The organism is Halosegnis longus, from assembly GCF_009663395.1.
In the GTDB taxonomy this organism is placed as follows: Archaea; Halobacteriota; Halobacteria; order Halobacteriales; family Haloarculaceae; genus Halosegnis; species Halosegnis longus.
In genome coordinates, this window is the sequence record NZ_QKNW01000001.1 from 678729 (window position 1) to 695596 (window position 16868).

15 protein-coding genes are annotated in these 16868 nt (G+C 69.7%); 5 read left to right on the plus strand and 10 right to left on the minus strand.

The genetic code is table 11. The annotated features are described in order from the left end of the window. Positions 1–253: 253 nt before the first annotated feature. A complete protein-coding gene (locus tag DM818_RS03810; RefSeq protein ID WP_153952343.1) occupies positions 254–2308 on the minus strand; it encodes an ATPase, T2SS/T4P/T4SS family in 2055 nt (684 codons plus the stop codon). 86 nt (positions 2309–2394) lie between these two features. On the opposite strand from DM818_RS03810, the gene pyk reads away from it, so the two are divergent. Next, complete coding sequence (gene pyk, locus DM818_RS03815) at positions 2395–4170, plus strand: pyruvate kinase (RefSeq protein WP_075938037.1); 1776 nt, start codon at positions 2395–2397, stop codon at positions 4168–4170. Here pyk and DM818_RS03820 read toward each other — a convergent pair. Genes DM818_RS03820 through DM818_RS03840 form a run of 5 tightly spaced genes read right to left on the minus strand, consistent with a single transcriptional unit; the run spans position 4164 to position 10022 of the window. Further along, positions 4164–5567: an alpha/beta fold hydrolase gene (locus tag DM818_RS03820; RefSeq protein ID WP_123123807.1), complete on the minus strand. Its 1404-nt coding sequence runs from the start codon at positions 5565–5567 to the stop codon at positions 4164–4166. The two genes, pyk and DM818_RS03820, sit on opposite strands and share 7 nt — an antisense overlap. Before the next feature lie 41 nt (positions 5568–5608). After that, positions 5609–6763, minus strand: coding sequence for a cobalamin-independent methionine synthase II family protein (locus tag DM818_RS03825; RefSeq protein WP_075938035.1), 1155 nt, complete (start codon positions 6761–6763; stop codon positions 5609–5611). Positions 6764–6805: 42 nt separating this feature from the next. After that, complete coding sequence (locus DM818_RS03830) at positions 6806–8077, minus strand: OFA family MFS transporter (RefSeq protein ID WP_123123806.1); 1272 nt, start codon at positions 8075–8077, stop codon at positions 6806–6808. 48 nt (positions 8078–8125) lie between these two features. After that, on the minus strand, positions 8126–9547 hold the full coding sequence (locus DM818_RS03835) for an amidase (RefSeq protein ID WP_158601414.1): 1422 nt from the start codon (positions 9545–9547) through the stop codon (positions 8126–8128). Positions 9548–9584: 37 nt separating this feature from the next. Then, entirely contained in the window at positions 9585–10022 is a 438-nt protein-coding gene (locus DM818_RS03840; protein WP_123123804.1) for an SRPBCC family protein, read from the minus strand. A gap of 82 nt (positions 10023–10104) precedes the next feature. Here DM818_RS03840 and DM818_RS03845 point away from each other — a divergent pair, with 82 nt between their 5' ends. Together DM818_RS03845 and DM818_RS03850 are read left to right on the plus strand one after the other, a co-directional pair. Continuing rightward, positions 10105–10548, plus strand: coding sequence for a pyridoxamine 5'-phosphate oxidase family protein (locus DM818_RS03845; protein ID WP_075938032.1), 444 nt, complete (start codon positions 10105–10107; stop codon positions 10546–10548). A 46-nt stretch (positions 10549–10594) separates the two neighbouring features. Continuing rightward, positions 10595–11944 (plus strand): PQQ-dependent sugar dehydrogenase, encoded by a 1350-nt coding sequence (locus tag DM818_RS03850; RefSeq protein ID WP_123123803.1) that lies wholly within the window; start codon positions 10595–10597, stop codon positions 11942–11944. Here DM818_RS03850 and DM818_RS03855 read toward each other — a convergent pair. From DM818_RS03855 to DM818_RS03865, 3 genes are read right to left on the minus strand one after another with little or no spacing between them, the layout of a single operon-like run. Further along, entirely contained in the window at positions 11941–12150 is a 210-nt protein-coding gene (locus tag DM818_RS03855) for a hypothetical protein (RefSeq protein ID WP_075938030.1), read from the minus strand. The two genes, DM818_RS03850 and DM818_RS03855, sit on opposite strands and share 4 nt — an antisense overlap. A gap of 35 nt (positions 12151–12185) precedes the next feature. Beyond that, entirely contained in the window at positions 12186–12548 is a 363-nt protein-coding gene (locus tag DM818_RS03860; protein WP_075938029.1) for a hypothetical protein, read from the minus strand. 36 nt (positions 12549–12584) lie between these two features. After that, complete coding sequence (locus tag DM818_RS03865) at positions 12585–12887, minus strand: putative quinol monooxygenase (protein ID WP_075938028.1); 303 nt, start codon at positions 12885–12887, stop codon at positions 12585–12587. 125 nt (positions 12888–13012) lie between these two features. On the opposite strand from DM818_RS03865, the gene DM818_RS03870 reads away from it, so the two are divergent. Together DM818_RS03870 and DM818_RS03875 are read left to right on the plus strand one after the other, a co-directional pair. Further along, positions 13013–14728 (plus strand): sensor histidine kinase, encoded by a 1716-nt coding sequence (locus DM818_RS03870; RefSeq protein ID WP_075938027.1) that lies wholly within the window; start codon positions 13013–13015, stop codon positions 14726–14728. A 26-nt stretch (positions 14729–14754) separates the two neighbouring features. After that, positions 14755–15654: a diacylglycerol/lipid kinase family protein gene (locus DM818_RS03875; protein ID WP_123123802.1), complete on the plus strand. Its 900-nt coding sequence runs from the start codon at positions 14755–14757 to the stop codon at positions 15652–15654. A 5-nt stretch (positions 15655–15659) separates the two neighbouring features. On the opposite strand, the gene DM818_RS03880 is transcribed toward DM818_RS03875, so the two are convergent. Then, the gene (locus tag DM818_RS03880; RefSeq protein WP_075938025.1) at positions 15660–16850 is read right to left on the minus strand and encodes an iron-containing alcohol dehydrogenase family protein; all 1191 of its coding nucleotides are present in this window, start codon (positions 16848–16850) and stop codon (positions 15660–15662) included. Positions 16851–16868 lie beyond the last annotated feature (18 nt).

Here is a 16868-nt window from a genome sequence, read left to right on the forward strand (position 1 = left end):
TGGCGACAGGTAGTCGTCGAGGACGACATCGGGATTACTACTTTCCCCGCTCCGCGGCGATCTCGTCAAATTCTGACATAATCTCTTCTGATACGTCGGAGTATGCGTCGCAGCAAAAGTGTCGCCCCACCCTCGGCAACGGCTTCTCGCCACCGGCCGACACGTCGACCTCGTCGCCCCGGTTGGCGAGCCAGTCGTTGACGGTGCCGGAAGAACGCGCACAGCTGACGGGCGCAGAAGCGCGTGATATCATCTACCGGTAGGCGTCGCGCCGGTGGCCCACCCGCTCTACCGTGGCCGCCTCGGCCTCGTGGAGGTCGGCGAGGAAGTCGAACAGCGCCGCCTGCGTGTCGATTCCCTCGTCGACGAGATACTCGACGTACCGACGCTTCCGGGCGAGGTCAGTCTCGATGTCGGCCGTCGACTGGTCGGTTCGGCTGGCGAGTCGCCGCGACAGTCGCCCGTCGAGCGAGACGCCCTCGCCACCATCGCGCGACCACAGTTCGGTCCATGACGGATCGTCACCGCCGGCGAAATATCCGACCGCGGTGACCCGGCGTTTCCCGTCGACGTGGCGAGTGACGAGGACGGTATCGAGGGCGCGGGCGGCGGCCGCGCCGTCGGTCCACGCATCGAGTCGAGAGGCAAGGGCGTCGGGACTCCGGGCGTCGAGCGTGGCGATGACACCCCCGCCGGCAGTGAGCCGTTCCGCGAGCAGGTCGCCGCGTGCCGGCCCGTCCACGTCGTCGAGCACGGTGACGGCAGGGTTCAGGGCGGCGAGTTCTTCACCCACGTCCGCCGTCGTGACCCGGCGCTCGGAGTCGGCGTGCGCGTGGGTCGCGAGTCGGAGCGAGGACTCGTGGGGGACGGCGACGCCCGCCGTGTCGCCGGCGACGACCGGTCGGCGGTCGTGCGGGACGAAGGGGAGGAGCGCGTTCAGGAGGGTGGTCTTGCCGGCGCCGCGCTCACCGACGACGGCGACCCGTCCGCGATTCTCGGCGAGGAGCCAACAGAGCGCCGCCACATCGGCGGGGAGTCGGTCCTCGGCGACGAGGTCTGGAGCCGTCGGCGGGTCGGCCGGTCGACGGCGAACCGATAGCTGCGGGCCGGCGTCGGTCGTGCGTGCTAGCCCGAGCGTGCAATCGAGCACGGCGTCGGTCCCTTGGGGACGGACGGTGACGGTGGCGGTCGGCCGCCGTGCCGAGAGGTCGGTACCGCCGGCCGCGGCGAGTCGCCGCACCTGCTCGCGCAGGCCGTCGGCGTCGAACGCGATGTTCGTCGGGAGCCGGCGGGTCCGGTCCTCGTCGCCGCGGTGTCGGACGGTGACTCGCCCGTCGGTGGTGGCCGCGACGGTTTCGACGCGCTCGTCGCGCAGGGGTATCGTCAGCCGGCCCTCGCCGACGAACGCCCGGAGCACGTAGTAACAGAGGGCGTCGAGGCGGTCCGGGGGGACGGGAGCCTCGACGGCCGGCGCGGCGAGTCCGTGGTCGGCGAGCAGGTCGCGCACCCGGTCGCGGGCGGTCGCGAGCCACGTCGCCGGCGTGGCGGCCGACAGGTCGCGCCGGAAGAACACCGCGGCGCGCGCTCGGACCGCGTCGGGGTCGGCGGTGTCGAACTCGTCGGCGGTCGCGAGCAGATGGCGGCGACACCGGTCGATGCGGTCGCGGTCGCCGGCCCGGAGCGGCGGCTCGTCGACGGCGTACTTGCGGGTGAAGCTGTCGGTGCCGAGCGTGTCGTCGCGGTAGCGGACGACGGGTATCTCGTAGCCGCAAAACGAGACGGTATCGCGGGCGAGTCGCTCGCTCGCCAGCCGGGCGACGCGGTCGGCGTCGGCTTCGAATTCCGTCACGGCCGGGGCGAACCGCTCGGTGTGGACGGCGACGGTCTCTCCCGTATCGACCGCCTCGATGCGGGAATCGAGCGCGAGCGGGGTTAGCTCGTCGAGTCCGCGGTAGGTCGCCCGCAGGTGATAATCGAGTCGGCGGGTCGAGGCGGGCGGGCCGTCGTGCGCGCGGTCGCGGGCCTCGCGCCACGACGCCGGCAGCGGCGCGTCGAACTGTTCGCGCACGCCGGTCGTGGTTCGCGGCGTGTCCGGGCGCGCGTCAGTGAGTTGGTCGGCCAGGGCCGCGAGCGCGTCCCGGCTGTCGGGCGAGAGCGACGGCTCGCGCACCGCGTAGGCGAACGGCGCACCGGTCGACTGCTCGCGAACCGTCGCGACGACGCCCGGCGAGAGTGTATACTGTGCGCGGACCTCGGGGGCGTACCACGCCTCGGGGTCGTCCGGGGCAACGGGGGGTGGTATCTCCACTGCTGTGTTCAGTATTAAATTGGTGAAAAAATATGTTGCGGTCGCGAGGGCGGAGAGTGATATACGAGGGGCCAGAACGGACGCGTATGTCCCCATCGCCCGTCAGTATCGTCGCGACGCTCGGGCCGGCGTCCGACGAGCGGAGTCAGATTGCGGCGCTTGCCGACGCCGGCGTCTCCATCGCGCGGCTCAACGCCAGCCACGGCGAGACCGCCGACCGCGCGACGGCAATCGAACACGTCCGCAGCGTCGACGCCGAGCGCGACGACACGCTCGCCGTGATGCTCGATTTGCCCGGCCCGGAGATTCGGACCGCACCCACCGACGAGTCGGTCCACATCGAGTCGGGGAGCGAACTCCGACTCACGACCGGCGACGCCGTCACCGCGACCGAGGTCGGGGTGTCGCAGTCGCTGTCGGGGGTCGAGCCGGGCGACCGCGTGCTGCTCGACGACGGTCGCATCGAGACGACGGTCGAGCGCGTCGACGGAGAGACCGTCATCGTCACCGTCGACGACGGCGGCGACCTCGGCAGCCGGAAGGGGGTGAACGTCCCGCGCGTGGACCTCGGACTCGACGTGGTCACCGAGCGCGACGAGCGGGAACTCGACCTCGCGGCCGAGGCCGAAGTCGACTTCGTGGCGGCCTCCTTCGTGCGCGACGGCGACGACGTGTACCGCATCATCGAGGCGTTGGAGGCGCGCGACGCCGAGATACCGGTCGTCGCGAAAATCGAGCGCGCCGACGCCGTCGCGAACCTCGACTCCATCGTGGAGACGGCGGACGGCGTGATGGTGGCACGCGGCGACCTCGGCGTCGAGTGCCCGCTGGAGACGGTTCCACTCATCCAAAAGCGCATCATCCGGCGGTGTCACGCGGCCGGCGTCCCGGTCATCACGGCGACGGAGATGCTCGACTCGATGGTGACGGCCGGCCGACCGACGCGGGCCGAGGCGACCGACGTTGCCAACGCCGTGCTCGACGGAACGGACGCCGTCATGCTGTCGGGCGAGACGGCCATCGGCGACCACCCGACACACGTCGTGGAGACGATGGACCGCATCGTCCGGGACGTGACCGACAGCGAGGAGTACGCCGAACTCCGCGAGCAGCGCGTTCCGGGCGCGGGAGAGTCGGCGACGGACGCGCTCGCCCGGTCGGCTCGCTATCTCGCCCGCGACGTTGGAGCCTCCACCATCGTCGTCGCCTCGGAGTCCGGCTACACCGCGCGCAAGGTGGCGAAGTACCGACCCGAAACGCCCATCGTCGCCGCGACGCCCGACGACAGCGTCCGCCGCCGGCTGGTGTTGAGCGGCAACGTCACGCCGGTCCGGGTGGACCTCTCCGGCGACGGGGCCGACGCCGTCATCCACGACGCCATCGCCGCCGCGCTCGATTCGGGGATTGCGGCCTCAGGCGAGACGGTCGTCGCGCTCGCGGGGATGATGAACGACATCAGCGGCGTCGACACGACGAACACGCTGAAGATACACACCGCCGCGGCCGTGCTCGCGACCGGGCGCGTCGCCGTCGGCGGCTACCGGACCGCCCCGGTCCACCGGGTCGAACGCGACCTCGCCGAGGTGCCGGACGGCGCGATTGCCGTCCTCGACGGCGACTTCGACGACGACCTCACCGGCGAGATACCGGCCCTCGCGGGCATCATCGACGCGCGGGGCGGGCTGACGAGCTACGCGGCCGTGCTCGCGCGCGAACTCGGGGTTCCGATGGTCGTGGAGACCGCGCTGCCCGACGACGTGGCAGACGGGACGACCGTCACCGTGGACGCGAACCGCGGGGTCGTCTACGAGGGGCGTGTAGACCGCGGCCACGCCGACCTGCCCGCCGGCGCGGGTCAGTAGCCGGTCGTCTCGTTCACGGTCCAGTCGGCGAGGTCGGCGACGACGCCCGCGGCGACGTTGCTCGGGCGAAAATACTCGTTCGGCGTCGACTGCCCCTCGCCGGCCATGAACAGGTGATTGAGCGACGGGTATGCGTCGAACCGGCCCGGCGTCGTCTCCTGCCAGCGTCCGAAGTCGCGCTCGAGGCTCACCTGATAGTCGCGTTCGCCCTGCAGGAAGTACAGGGGTCGGTCGAGATCGCCGGCGGTCGCGACCTGGTCGTACGCCTGCAGGTCCTGCCAGTAGGCCGAACCACCGAGTCCGAACGGTCGCTCGCCGGCGTCGAGATTCCCGTTGCGTATCCGGGCGATCGTCTCCTCGACCGTCGCGAGTCGCTGTTCGTCGTCGGCAGAGAGGTCACCGTCCAGCGAGAGGAGATACTCCATCTGTTCGGGGATGAGTTCCACCAGCGGGCGGGCTGGTGCGGCGAGCATCGCGCCGGCGGCGAGCGACTCATCGCGCGCCAGCAGCCGGGGAACGAGCATTCCGCCGAGGCTGTGACCGACGACGGCCGTCCGGGAGACGCGCTCCTGTGCGCGCAGGGTTGCTGCGGCCGTGAGCGCGTCGTCGGTGACGGTCGCGTCGAGCGAGAGCGCGGCCGGGTCCACGTCGCAGGCGCTCGTCCGCTTCCCGTACCGGAGGACGGCGACCCCGTTGCTCGCCAGCCCGGTCGCGAGATCGCGAAACGGCTTGTTCGGCCCGATTGTCGAGTCCATGTCGAGGGGACCGCTCCCGTGGACGAGGACGACGCCCGGAACCGACTCCTCGCCCGTCGGGAGGGTGAGTTCGGCCGGCAGGGTACAGCCGTCGCCAGCATCGAGCGCAAGCGACTCCGCGGTGAAGGCCGCGTCGTCGGCGTACGCCGGCGGACTGTACGTCCCCGCGCCCGGGAACTGGATGCCGGCGATGCGGCCGGCGTCGTCGTAGACCAGCCGGACGACCACCCGACCGCCGGTGAATCTGACCACCGCGTCGGTGATGAGAAACTCCTGTTGGGAGGCCGACTCGACGGTCGCGACGTCGACGTACTCGCCGAGCCCGTCGGTCTGTGTCGTCCAGATAGATTCGAGCGTCGCGGCGTCCAGCTGCTCCGTGACTGCGTCGGTGTACTCGTACTCCTCGATTGCGACCGTGTACTCGCCGTCGACGAGTAGTTCGACGTACGCGCGGGTGCGGTCGCGTAGGGCGGCGTCGGTCGGTCCCGCAGGCGTCGGAGTCGCTGTCTCCGTGGCGGTTGGCGTGTCCGTCGACGTGTCGGTCTCAGTCGTCGTCATCGTCGGCTCGTCGCTGCTACAGCCAGCAAGCAGGAGGGCGGACGTGACGCCGGCCGTCTGGAGGAGTCTACGGCGCGTCTGCATAGTGACAACAGAACGGAGAGACGCCTAAGCGTTGTCCCGGCTCACGCGAGGCGGTCGCTCGCGATGGCGGCCCCCTCGTCGAGCGCCTCCAGTTTCGCCCACGCGATTTCGGGGCTGACCATGCCGAGTCCGGCCTGCGTGCCGAAGCCGCAGTCCGGTGCGGCGACGAGCGGCGTGTCGTCGTCGACGGCGTCGGCGACCCGTTCGAGCCGGTCGGCGATGGTCTCGGGGTGGTCGATGATGTTGGTCTTCACGTCGACCACGCCCGGAATCAGCGTCCAGCCGTCGGGGACGGGGTGTTCCGCGAAGGCGCGGTACTCGTGTTGGTGGCGGTGGTTCGCCTGCTCGACGCTGAGACCCGTGATGTCGGCCTCGTACAGGATCGGGAGCATCTCCGCGAGGTCGGTGTCGCGGTGGCCCGGTCCCTCGTAGCTCCCCCAGCAGGTGTGGAGCCGCACCTGTTCGGCGGGGACGTTCTCCAGCGCGTCGTTGAGCGCCTCGACGTGGAGCCGGCTGGCCTGCTTGATTTCCTCGAGCGAGGCGTCGGCGTAGGCGTCGGTCTGTCCGACGGTGAGCAGTTCGGGCGCGTCAATCTGGAGGGTGTAACCGGCGTCGGCGAGCAGTTCGTACTCCGTCTGCATCGCGTCGGCGGCGGCGAACAGATACGCCTCGTAGTCGTCGTAGTACTCGTCCACGTGGGTGGCGGTGACGACGCTGGGCGAGGCGCTCGTGACGAAGGTGTCGTCGAACGTCGCGCCGGTCGCGTCGAGCGCGTCCTCGAAGACGGCGAGTTCGGCCTCGGCCTCTTCGCGACCGGTGTACTCGAGCGGCCCGGTGACGACCGGATGCTCCGAGAGGTCGAGCACGTCGGTCTTGAACGTCTCGTCGGCGTATTCGGGGTAGTCCTGCAGGTCGGCCCACAGCGCCGTGGTCTCGGTCCCTTCGATACCGCTGAGCCGGTTTTTGACGTACCAGTTGAACGAGACGCGGGGCTGTTCCCCGCCGTTGGCGATGTCAATGCCGGCGTCGGCCTGCCGCTGGACGACCGTCTCGGTCGCCTCGCGCACCGTCTCGGTCCACTCTTCGTCGTCTACCTGCTCGCCGTCCTGTCGCCGTTTCAGGAGGTCGAGCAGTTCCGGGGGGCGCGGGAGGCTACCGATGTGTGTCGTCGGAATCTGTCCGGAGTCGTCTGCCATACTCAGTAATATTCCTGCAGCAAAATATAACTGCTGGTTGTGCTACTCGGTCGGGGCGGTCGGCGGTCGGAGCAGCAGCGCGGCGAGTCCGGCGGCCAGCGCGAGCGCTCCGCCGAGTCCGAACGCGGTGTACCAGCCGGTCCGGGTGACGAGCCACGCGACGACGGCACCGCCGAAGACGCCGCCCCACATCTTCCCCGAGTAGAGGAGCGCGTAGTTCGAGGAGGAGTGGGCCAGTCCGTAGTACTCGCCGACGATGCTCGGAAACAGGGTGTACTGGGGACTCCAGAAGAACACCGCGAGAACGACGCTCCCGACGAACAGCGCGGGCGCGCCGGCGCTCGCGGCGTACACCAGTCCGGCGACGCCGACCCCACACAGGAGGAAGGAGGCGGCCATCATCCGCCGGCGCTCGAACCGGTCGGAGAACTCACCCATGACGAGTCGGCCGACGCCCGCGGCGATGGGGAGCACGGTCGCCGACAGGGTCGCGGTGTCGAGACTCGCGCCGAGAATCCGGATGCGGTCGGCCAGGTTCGTCGCCTCGGCGAAGGAGACCACCTGTGCGGTCACCATCAGGCCGGCCCCGCTCACGGCGATGAACATCGCGTACATCACCCAGAACTGCCACGTTCGGAGGGTTTCGCGCCACGTGAACTGGTGAGGGTGGGTGGTCGTCGTGTCGTCGTCCTCGTCTTGGGTCTGCCACTCGGTCGGGGGGTCGCGGATGACCAACGCGGCCACCAACACGAGCAGTCCGATGAGGATGCCCATGTTGCGGAGCACCTCGCTGTAGGCCCCGACGGTCTCGTTCGCGCGGACGTACGGGACGAACAGCGCCGAGCCGCCGGCAAACGCCATCGTTCCGACGCCGGTCGTCAGCCCCCGCCGGTCGGGAAACCACTTCAGCGCCGTGTTGACCGAGACGGTGTAGACGATGCCGACGCCGACGGCCCCGAGCGCGTAGAAGAGATACAGCTGCCAGACGGCCGTCGCGTACGCCAACCCCACGTAGCCACCGCCAGCAAGCAGGGCGGCGAGGGTGGTAATCCGCCGTGGGCCGTGGCGGTCGCGCCACCAGCCGACCGGGAACTGCGAGCCGGCCTGCAGGATGACGAAGACGGTGAAGATGGGCGCGAGGACGGCCGGCTCGACGCCGAAGTCCGTCGCGAGCGGCCCCTCAATCGAGGACCAGACGTACTGGTACGGGCTGATGACGCCCATCGCGCCCGCCGCGGCGACGATGAGCCACCACCGCGAGTAGCCCAACTCCTCGCGTGCACGCGCTGCCGGGTCGACTCCGCTCGAACTCATTGTCCGTTCTCTGCGACGGGGACGGGTATTCCTGCCGGTCGCGGGTCGTCACTCCAGTGCGGCGCCGAGCGTGACGGCCGTCGCCTCGTCGTACCAACTCGTCACGAACTGACAGCCGACGGGTGCGTCGGACGAATCGACGGGCACCGACAGCGCCGGGTGGCCGGTGCAGTTGAACGGGCTGGTGTGGGCAATCGTGCGCAACAGCGCCCCGTCGTCCGTCACCTCGCCGTAGTCGGGCGCGGTGTTTGGGGTCGTCGAGAGGAGGAGAGCGTCGTACTCGTCGAGTCGCGTCTCCACCAGTCGGGTGAACTGCTGGCGGACGTTCTGGGCGGCGACGTAGCCGCGCCCCTCGTCGGCTCGCGTGAGCGCGCGCCCGAGCACCAGCCGCGACCGGACGTTCTCGCCGAGCGCGTCGGTGTCGAGGTCGGCGAGCGTCTCGCGCCACTGCTCGCTGTAGCCGGTCCCGACGCCGTGGTCCTGGCCGGCGTCGGCAGCGAGCGTCGTGAACTCCGTCGCCGTCACGGCCGAGTTCACCAGCGGCTGCGTGTGGAAGCCGGACAGCGACACCTCCTCGACGGTGACGCCGGCGTCTCGGAGGTCGGCGGCGGCCGACTCGATGGCCGCGGCGACGGCGTCGTCGGCGTTCGTCTGTGCCTCCGTGACGAGACCGACGGAGAGTCCGGCGGGGTCTTCGTCGAGCCCGTCGCTCGCGGTCGGGGTCGCCACCCCCTGTGTCGAGGGGTCGCGCACGTCGGGGCCGTTGATCGCATCGAGCACCCTCGCGGCGGTCGCCACGTCCGGCGCGAGCGGGCCGACGTGGTCGAGCGAGCTCGCGAGGTCGGCGAAGCCGAATCGCGGCACCGTCCGGAAGGTCGGCTTCAGCCCGACGACACCGCAGTAGGAGGCGGGGATCCGAATCGAGCCGCCGGTGTCGGTGCCGAGCGCGGCGTCGACTAAGCCGGCGGCGACGGCCGCACCCGACCCCGAGGAGGAGCCACCGGGAACTCCACCCTCGACGGCGGGGTTGCCGACCGGCCCGTGTGCGCAGGTCTCGCTCGTCGTGAAGTAGGCGAACTCGTCCATGTTGGTCGTCCCGGTGAGGTCGGCCCCGGCGTCGAGCAGTCGCTCGGTGACGCTGGCGTGGTACGTCGGCTCGAACGCAACCGCAGCGGAGCCGCAGGTCATCGGGACGCCCGCGACGGCGATGTTGTCCTTGACCGCGATTGCAAGCCCGTCGAGGGGGCCCCCATCGCCCGAGAGCGAACACCGGTAGCGGAAGGCGTTGTACTCGTCGTCGCCCTCGCGCACCTCGGTCGCCGGCTCGGATTCGAAGTCGGTGGGCGCGAGGCTGGCGAGCAATCCCTGTGTCGCCTCGAACTCCTCGGCGTACGTGTCACGCTCGGCGTCGGAGAGCGTCACGTCGAACGTCTCGGCCGCCTCGTCGATGAACGGCGTCGGGTCGGTCACAGGGTGTGTGTCACCGGCTGTCACCGAAAGTGTTGGCCTACTCCGACTCGAACCGCGTTTTCAGGTTCTGGAGCGTCGTCTCCAGTTCGCGCTCGTTGTAGCGCTCTGCGAAGGGCCGGACGACGGCTTCGAGCACCGACGAGGGCAGTTCGTAGGCGGCGCTGTAGGTGACACGCGTCCCGTCGTCGGTCGCCGCGAACTCCCACGTCAGTTCGCCCGACAGCGGCCCTTCGACCATGTCGAACACGACGCGGGACTCCGGCTCGTAGGTCGTCGTCTCCAGCGTGCCGTCCAGCGAGACGCCGGCCATCGTGTACGTGTAGTCGAGCCGCTTCCCCTCGTCGCCGCGGTCCTCGACGTTGCGTACGTCCGACAGCGACGGCGTGATTTCGGCCTGGTTGTGCGGGTCGTCCATGTACGCGAACACGTCCGAGAGCGGGGCGTCGATGTCGACGGTTTCACTGACGGAGAGCATATTCGAATCCAGGGTCGGCGATGAGAAAAAAGTCAGCCCGCGACCCCACGACACTATGCCGGTGGGAGCCTTAGCCCGCGACATGAGCGACCACGAGACGCGCGCAGCGGCGATGGACGACGCGGCGGTCGACGCCTTCCTCCGCGAGCAGGGGACCGGCGTCCTATCGCTCGCGGACGGTAACGAGGCGTACGCCGTCCCCGTCTCCTTCGGCTACGAGGCCGGCCGCGCACTCTTCGGTTTTTACACCTTTGGCGAGGCGAGCAAGAAACAGCAGTTCGCCGAACACACCGACCGGGCCTGTCTCACCGTCTACGACGTGGACGAACAGACCGACTGGAAGAGCGTGCTCGCCTTCGGCCCGCTCACCGAACTCGGCCAGGAGTCGTGGGGCGACATCGGCGAACTCATCAGCGACAACGCGTGGACGCCCGACCTCTCGGGAGTGGGTACCCGTCGGCTGTCGATTACGGGGTACGAACTCGACATCGAGGAGGCCACCGGCCTGCAGGGAGATTCCGCGTGAGCGACGGGACAGAAGGGATTTACCACACGGTTCCCGAGCCGTGAGTATGGACGAGCGCACGCGGCGTGAACTGCTTGCCGGCGGGCTGACCGTCGGACTCGCGGGACTCGCTGGCTGTTCGAGCAGCGGCGGCGACAGCGGGGCCGGAACCCCGAGAGCGACCGACACGCCGACCGCCACCCCCACCGCGCCGACGTACGACACCTCCCTCACGCACGACGCGACCGCGTGGTCGGGCTACGACCCCGAGTGGAGTGCTCCGACGACGAATCCCGAAGGCGAGTACACCATCGAGGTGTTAGTCGAGAATCTCGACGTGCCGTGGGACCTCTCGTTCGTCGGTGACCGGCTGTTCATCACCGAGCGGACGGGGCGGGTCCGGATGTACGACTCCGGAACCGTCTCGGATATCGCCGCCCCGCGGGACGCTATCGACGCCGGCTCGGTCGAGCCGGGCAGCGACGACTCCTCGTGGTTCGTGAAAGGCGGCGAAGGCGGGACGATGGGCGTCGCCGCCCACCCGAACTACCCGGAGCCGCCGCTGGTGTACGTCTACTACACCGCCCAGACGGGCGACGGCATCGAGAACCGGCTCGCGTCTCTCGACGCCAGCGCGGACGACCCCGCGGCACACAGCGAGGTGCTCCTCACGACGCCGGCCGCGAACATCCACAACGGCGGCCGCATCGGCTTCGGCCCGGCGAACTACCTGTGGGTGACGACCGGCGACGCGGGCCAGAAATCTCTCGCCGCCGACCCCGCCTCCCTCGCGGGGAAGATTCTCCGCGTCACGCCGGACGGTGAGCCGGCACCCGACAACCCCGGCTTCGACGCGCCGGAGGTGTACACGATGGGCCACCGGAACCCGCAGGGCATCGACTGGCTCCCGGACGCGACGCCGATCATCGACGAGCACGGCCCCGGTCCCGACGAGGTGAACCGCCTCGTCGCCGGGGAGGATTACGGTTGGCCGGAAGCTCGCCGCCCCGAGAGCTACGCCGACACCGACTACCACCGGCCGCTGGCGAGCGGTGCGGTCCCGCGGACGGTGTGGGCACCGTCGGGCGCGACGTTCCACGACGGCGACGGTCCGCTCGCGGGGCGGTATCTGGTCGGCGCGCTCGCGGGCCAACAGCTCGTCGCGTTCACGCTCACGCGTGAGGGTGAGACGCCGCCGCTCGGGGAGACGGGCGTGCGCTACGACGCCGACTGGCTCGACGACGCGTACACGGCCACGAGCCACACGCTCCTGACGGACGAACTCGGGCGGATTCGCCACGTCGAAACCGGGCCGGACGGCGCGCTCTACGCGATTACCTCGAACCGTGACGGCCGGGCAGGCGAGGGGTTCCCGCGCGAGCGGGACGACGTGCTCGTCCGCATCACGGCAGCTTAACTCGGCTCGTCTGTCAGCCCCAGGTCGGCGGCAGCAAGCTCGGCGACCTGCTCGCGGATGGCGGGGTCGACCGTCGCGACCTGCTCGCCGTCGTGGCGAGTCTCGTTGTGGCGTTCGAGCGCGTCGCCGACGGTGTCGAGCGGGAGCCGGGTCTCGGTTCCACACTCCGGACAGCGAATCGGCACGGTAGGCTGGTCGTCGCTCACGGTACTCGTCGGGCGAGAGACGAACAAAAGGGTTCCTACAGTGAGAGCCGTCGCCGGACGCGCGCCAACAGCCCGCCGGCGCGGTCGTCGAGACCGAGTTCCGCGGCGATGGCATCGAGTTCGGCGTCGTCGTAGCGGTCGTCGGTTCGGGCGTCGTCGAGCCACGTCTCCCACTCGGAGTCGGAGAGGACGCCGCGCGACCGGTCGCTCCACTCGGTGCGAAACGCCTCCATCGACGGGACGGGTACGTCCATCTGGCCGCCGCCCCAGTAGAGCGGCGTGAGCACGAACGCGGTGGCGTCGTCGTCGCTGGGTTCGAATCGGTACGGGTACCCCTCGTAGTGAAACACGTCGTCGGGGGTGACCGTCTCCCCCGAGGGGAGGTCGAGCGTCTCCATACCGGACGTAGCCGGCGAAGTGGGAAAGCGGTTGGGCTACATCACCTGCGTCGTCTCGGCCACGTCGAACCGGATGATTTCGGGGTCGCCGCCGAGGAAGGTGGGCAGCGCCTCCTGGAAGGCGGCGAAGTGGTCGCTCTCGCTGTGGGCACCGAGGGCGGCCTCGTCTTCGTACCGTTCGATGATGTGGACGAGCGTGTCGTCCTCGGTGTCGACGGTGACGCGATACTCGACGACGCCCGCCTCGGCTCTGGACTGCTCGCCGAGCTCGCGCAGCGCGTCGAGTCCCGCCTCGCGGGCGTCGGAAGCAAGCGGTATCGTAGCGTGTTGAACGATCATCACGCGGACCGTCACACAGCCGGAACAAAAACCTATGCGACCGCGAAGCATGTCAGACACACGTCGTATTTATGTAGCTCAGACAGTAATCGAATTTATACGACGATGTGACAATGGTCACAACGATGCCACCGGTGCTCGACCCGGTCAGACTCCCGTATCTCCTCGTCTTCGGTGGGGTAACCCTGGCGTGTTTCGGCCTCGCTGCCGTGTTGGCCCGCCAGCGGACAGCCGCCGGTGAGCGGGAGTTGGCGGCGCTGTTCGTCGCTATCGGCTGCTGGAACGCCTGTTCGGTCGGGCTGCTTCTCGTTCCGGGGCGGTTTGCTGTCCGCCCGCTGTTTGCCGGCTCGCTGTTGTTCGCCATCCTCGTGTCGGTCGTCTGGTTCCGGTTCGCGCAGGTGTACTGCGACCGGGACCCGCTGCCGATACCGGGCCGGAGATATCTGATTGTCGGCGTCGTGCTCGCGGCGCTCGCGCTCCCGATAACGAATCCCCTTCACGGGTGGGTCTGGACCGACATCACCGTCCAGTACCGCTACAACATCCCCGTCTACCTCGCCCAGCGCGGCCCGGCACACCACCTCCTCACGGGCGCGTCGTATCTGTTCACGTTCGCCGGGGTCCGGTGTCTCGCGATTCGGTTCTGGAACGCGCGCATCACCCGGCCCGCAATCCTGTCGGTGCTCGTCGGCTTCGGCATCTCCATCTCCGCGAATCTGCTCCCCGTCACGGCCGACCTGCTCATCGAGTATCCACCCGCAGTCACCGCCGGCGGCGGTGCCTTCGGCGCGTTCGGTATCCTCGTGGCGGTCCGGTCTGACCTCTCGGGGACAGTGTCCATCGCCCGCCGGTCCGTCTTCGACACGCTGGCCGACCCAGCGGTCGTAGTCGACACCGGCGGCCACGTGCTGGCGGCCAACGAGGCGTTCGCCCGGACGTTCGGCGACCCGACCATCGGCGAGCCGTTCACGACCACCAACCCGGCGCTCGCCCGCCAGCTCGACGCGGACGCCACCGACCGACAGACAGTGCAGGTGGACGGAGAAGACGACGCCGTCCACTACTCGGTCATCGCCTCGCCGGTCGGGGTCGACGGGACCCGGGGGCGCTCGCTCGTCTTCCGTGACATCTCCGACCTCCGGTCGGCGACCCGCCGGCTGGAGCGACAGAACGAACACCTCGACGAGCTCGCCTACTCGGCGGCTCACAACCTCCGGAACCCGCTGGGCGTCATCGACGGCTACGCCGGGATGATTCAGTCGGAGCTCGAAGACATCGACGACCCGTCGTTCGACCGCGACCGGGTCCGGGAGTACGTCGACAAGGTCGCCGCCAACAGCCAGCGGATGGAGGAAATCGTCACCGACCTGCTGCGCGTCACCCACGCTAGCAAGGCCGACGGCGAGCGGGAGTGGGTGTCGCTGGGGGCGCTGGCCGAGGCCGCGATGGACGCCGTCAACGACGCCGGCAACCTGCGGCTCACGGTCGAGTCGGACGGCGAGATACGGTCGAACCCCGAGCAGTTCGAGATGCTGCTCTCGACGCTGGTGCGGGCGAGTCGCGACCGTTCCGGTGAGGAACCGGTGTCGGTGCGGCTGTCGGCCAGCGAGGACGGCTTCGTCTTCGAGGACGACGCCGAGCCGATTGACGAACAGGACGCCGAGGTGTTTCTCTCGTACGGCTACACGACGAAATACCCCGGCACGGGACTCGGGTTGGCCGTCGCGCGGATGCTCGCAACGAGCCACGAGTGGGACATCGAGATTGACGGCAGCTACGACGGGCTTCGGGTCGTCGTCTCGGGGGCGGCCGTCCGGCCGGCGGCCGACACCGGAAACTAAAGACGGGTGAGCAAGTCGGTACGAGCATGCAGGTCGGGTCGCGCCGCGCAATCGTCAACCCACAGAGCGGGAGCGGAGACCACGCCGACTACGCCGAGCGGCTGCTCAGGGGGCGCGGCTACGCCGTCGAACGGACGACCGGTCCCGACGACGCGGTCCGTCTCGGACGCGAGGCCGGTGTCGACGGCGTCTCCGAGCTCGCCGTCTGTGGCGGCGACGGCACGGTCAACGAGGTGTTGCGCGGGCTCGCCGACAGCGACGCGCTCGGCGAGCCGACGGTCGGCGTCGTCCCCTGCGGGACGGCGAACATCCTCGCGGACGCGCTCGGCATCCGAAACCTCAGACACGGCGTGGGGCTTGCCGACAACGGGCCGGTTCGGGAAATCGACGTGGGTATCGCCGGCGGGGAGCCGTTCGTCGTCTCCTGTATCGCTGGACTCCCCGCCAACGCGAGTCTCGCAGCCTCCAGCGACCTCAAATCCCGGTTCGGCACGTTCGCGTTCGTCGTGACGGGGGTCCAGGAGGCGCTCGGCTTCGACGGCATCGACATCGAGTTGACGGCGACCGTCGCCGGGCGCACCGAGACGTGGGAGGGGGAAGCCACCTGCGTGCTGGTGGGCAACGCCCGGAAGTTCATCGAGGAGGGCGGCCAAGCCGACATGGAAGACGGGCTGTTCGACGTTGCCATCGTCGATAAGATGCCGGCCGGCAATCTGGTCGCCGAGGCGGTCGGCCACCGCGTCCTCGGCCAGGAGACCGACGGCGTCACCCACATCCGGGCGAGTGAACTCACCGTCACCGGGCCGGAGCCGATTACCTTCTCGCGGGACGGGGAGCTCGCGACCCACGAGCGGCTCGAACTGACGAACGAGAAACGGCTACTGTCGCTGCGCGTCGGTCCGACGTACGACCCGACGCCGGGGTAGCCGGGTTACTCCCACGCGGCTTGGAGCACGTCCCGAAGCTCCGCCTGCGTCGCGTCCAGTCCCGGCGGTGTGTTTTCCATGAGTCCGTCCTCGTAGGTGATTTCGGCCGCGCGGTCGAGCGCGGACTCCTCGACGGCGGTGTCGGCGAGTCGGCTCGGTAAGCCGAGTCCGTCGCGGATCTCGGCGACCGCGTCGACGATGCCCTCGGCGGAGTCGACGCCCAACCCCTCGGCGAGGAGGTCACGCCGGCCGTCGACCGTCGAGAAGAGGTACGAGAGCGCGTGGGGCGCGACGGCACCGTGGGCGGCCCCCTGTTGGACGCTGCTCACGCCCGTCAGCCCGTGGCCGAAGGCGTGGATGAGCGAGAGCGTCGACTCGCCGCCGTTGGAGATGCCGTACTGTGCGAGCATGATGCCGGCGACGGCGTCCGACAGCACGTCGATGTCGTCGGTGCCGCCGCCGAGTTCGGGCAGCGACTCGCGACAGAGCCGGAGCGCGTGAATCGCGGTCGCGTCGGTGACGGCCGTCGCGTTGGCGGCGTAGGTCGTCTCGACGGCCTTGTCGAAGCCGTTCATCGCGGACGCGGCGAGGATGCCGGCGGGCGTGTGGACGAACAGTTCGGGGTCGTACCAGAGACCGGTCGGCATGAGTCGGCGGTCGCTGAGCCCGCCGGCGACGCGCTCGTCGAGCGCCCCCGACTCCGGACCGGCGGTAATGCCGGCCATCTGCGAGAGGTCGGCCCCGGCCAGCGTGGTCGGGACGGCCAAGAGCGGCGGCAGGTCGCCGTCCGGAATCGGTATCGTCCCGGTGTCGGCGAGGGCCTGGGCCGCATCCGCGAGCGACTGGCCGCTCGCGGTCAGGACGGCTGCGGCCTTCGCCACGTCGAGGGCGGAGCCGCCGCCGAGCGCGAGGAAGGCGTCGGCGTCGGTCTCGCGGAAGCGGTCGCGGGCGGCGGCGGCCTCGCTCAGCGTCTTGCGAGCGCTCGTGCCGGCGAAGGTGCCGGCGTGGCGGTCGCCGAGACCGGCCTCGACGGGGTCACGCACCGCGGGCGTCGCGCCGACGCTCTCGCCACAACAGACGAGCGCGCGCTCGATACCCTGTGTCGCGAGTTCCTCTGCGAGCGTGTCGACGGTGCCAGCACCGAAGCGAATTGTACCCGGCTGGTAGTCGAATCGGAACGGAGACGGCGTGTCCATACGGGAGGCTCTCCCGCC

Bases quoted from the DNA above. Each gene is read 5' to 3' on its own strand.
- DM818_RS03870 (WP_075938027.1), top strand. From the start codon at position 13,013: ATGCCACCGGTGCTCGACCCGGTCAGACTCCCGTATCTCCTCGTCTTC.
- DM818_RS03830 (WP_123123806.1), bottom strand. From the start codon at position 8,077: ATGAGTTCGAGCGGAGTCGACCCGGCAGCGCGTGCACGCGAGGAGTTG.
- DM818_RS03880 (WP_075938025.1), bottom strand. From the start codon at position 16,850: ATGGACACGCCGTCTCCGTTCCGATTCGACTACCAGCCGGGTACAATT.
- DM818_RS03850 (WP_123123803.1), top strand. From the start codon at position 10,595: ATGGACGAGCGCACGCGGCGTGAACTGCTTGCCGGCGGGCTGACCGTC.
- DM818_RS03840 (WP_123123804.1), bottom strand. From the start codon at position 10,022: ATGCTCTCCGTCAGTGAAACCGTCGACATCGACGCCCCGCTCTCGGAC.
- DM818_RS03845 (WP_075938032.1), top strand. From the start codon at position 10,105: ATGAGCGACCACGAGACGCGCGCAGCGGCGATGGACGACGCGGCGGTC.
- DM818_RS03820 (WP_123123807.1), bottom strand. From the start codon at position 5,567: ATGCAGACGCGCCGTAGACTCCTCCAGACGGCCGGCGTCACGTCCGCC.
- pyk (WP_075938037.1), top strand. From the start codon at position 2,395: ATGTCCCCATCGCCCGTCAGTATCGTCGCGACGCTCGGGCCGGCGTCC.
- DM818_RS03860 (WP_075938029.1), bottom strand. From the start codon at position 12,548: ATGGAGACGCTCGACCTCCCCTCGGGGGAGACGGTCACCCCCGACGAC.
- DM818_RS03825 (WP_075938035.1), bottom strand. From the start codon at position 6,763: ATGGCAGACGACTCCGGACAGATTCCGACGACACACATCGGTAGCCTC.
- DM818_RS03875 (WP_123123802.1), top strand. From the start codon at position 14,755: ATGCAGGTCGGGTCGCGCCGCGCAATCGTCAACCCACAGAGCGGGAGC.
- DM818_RS03865 (WP_075938028.1), bottom strand. From the start codon at position 12,887: ATGATCGTTCAACACGCTACGATACCGCTTGCTTCCGACGCCCGCGAG.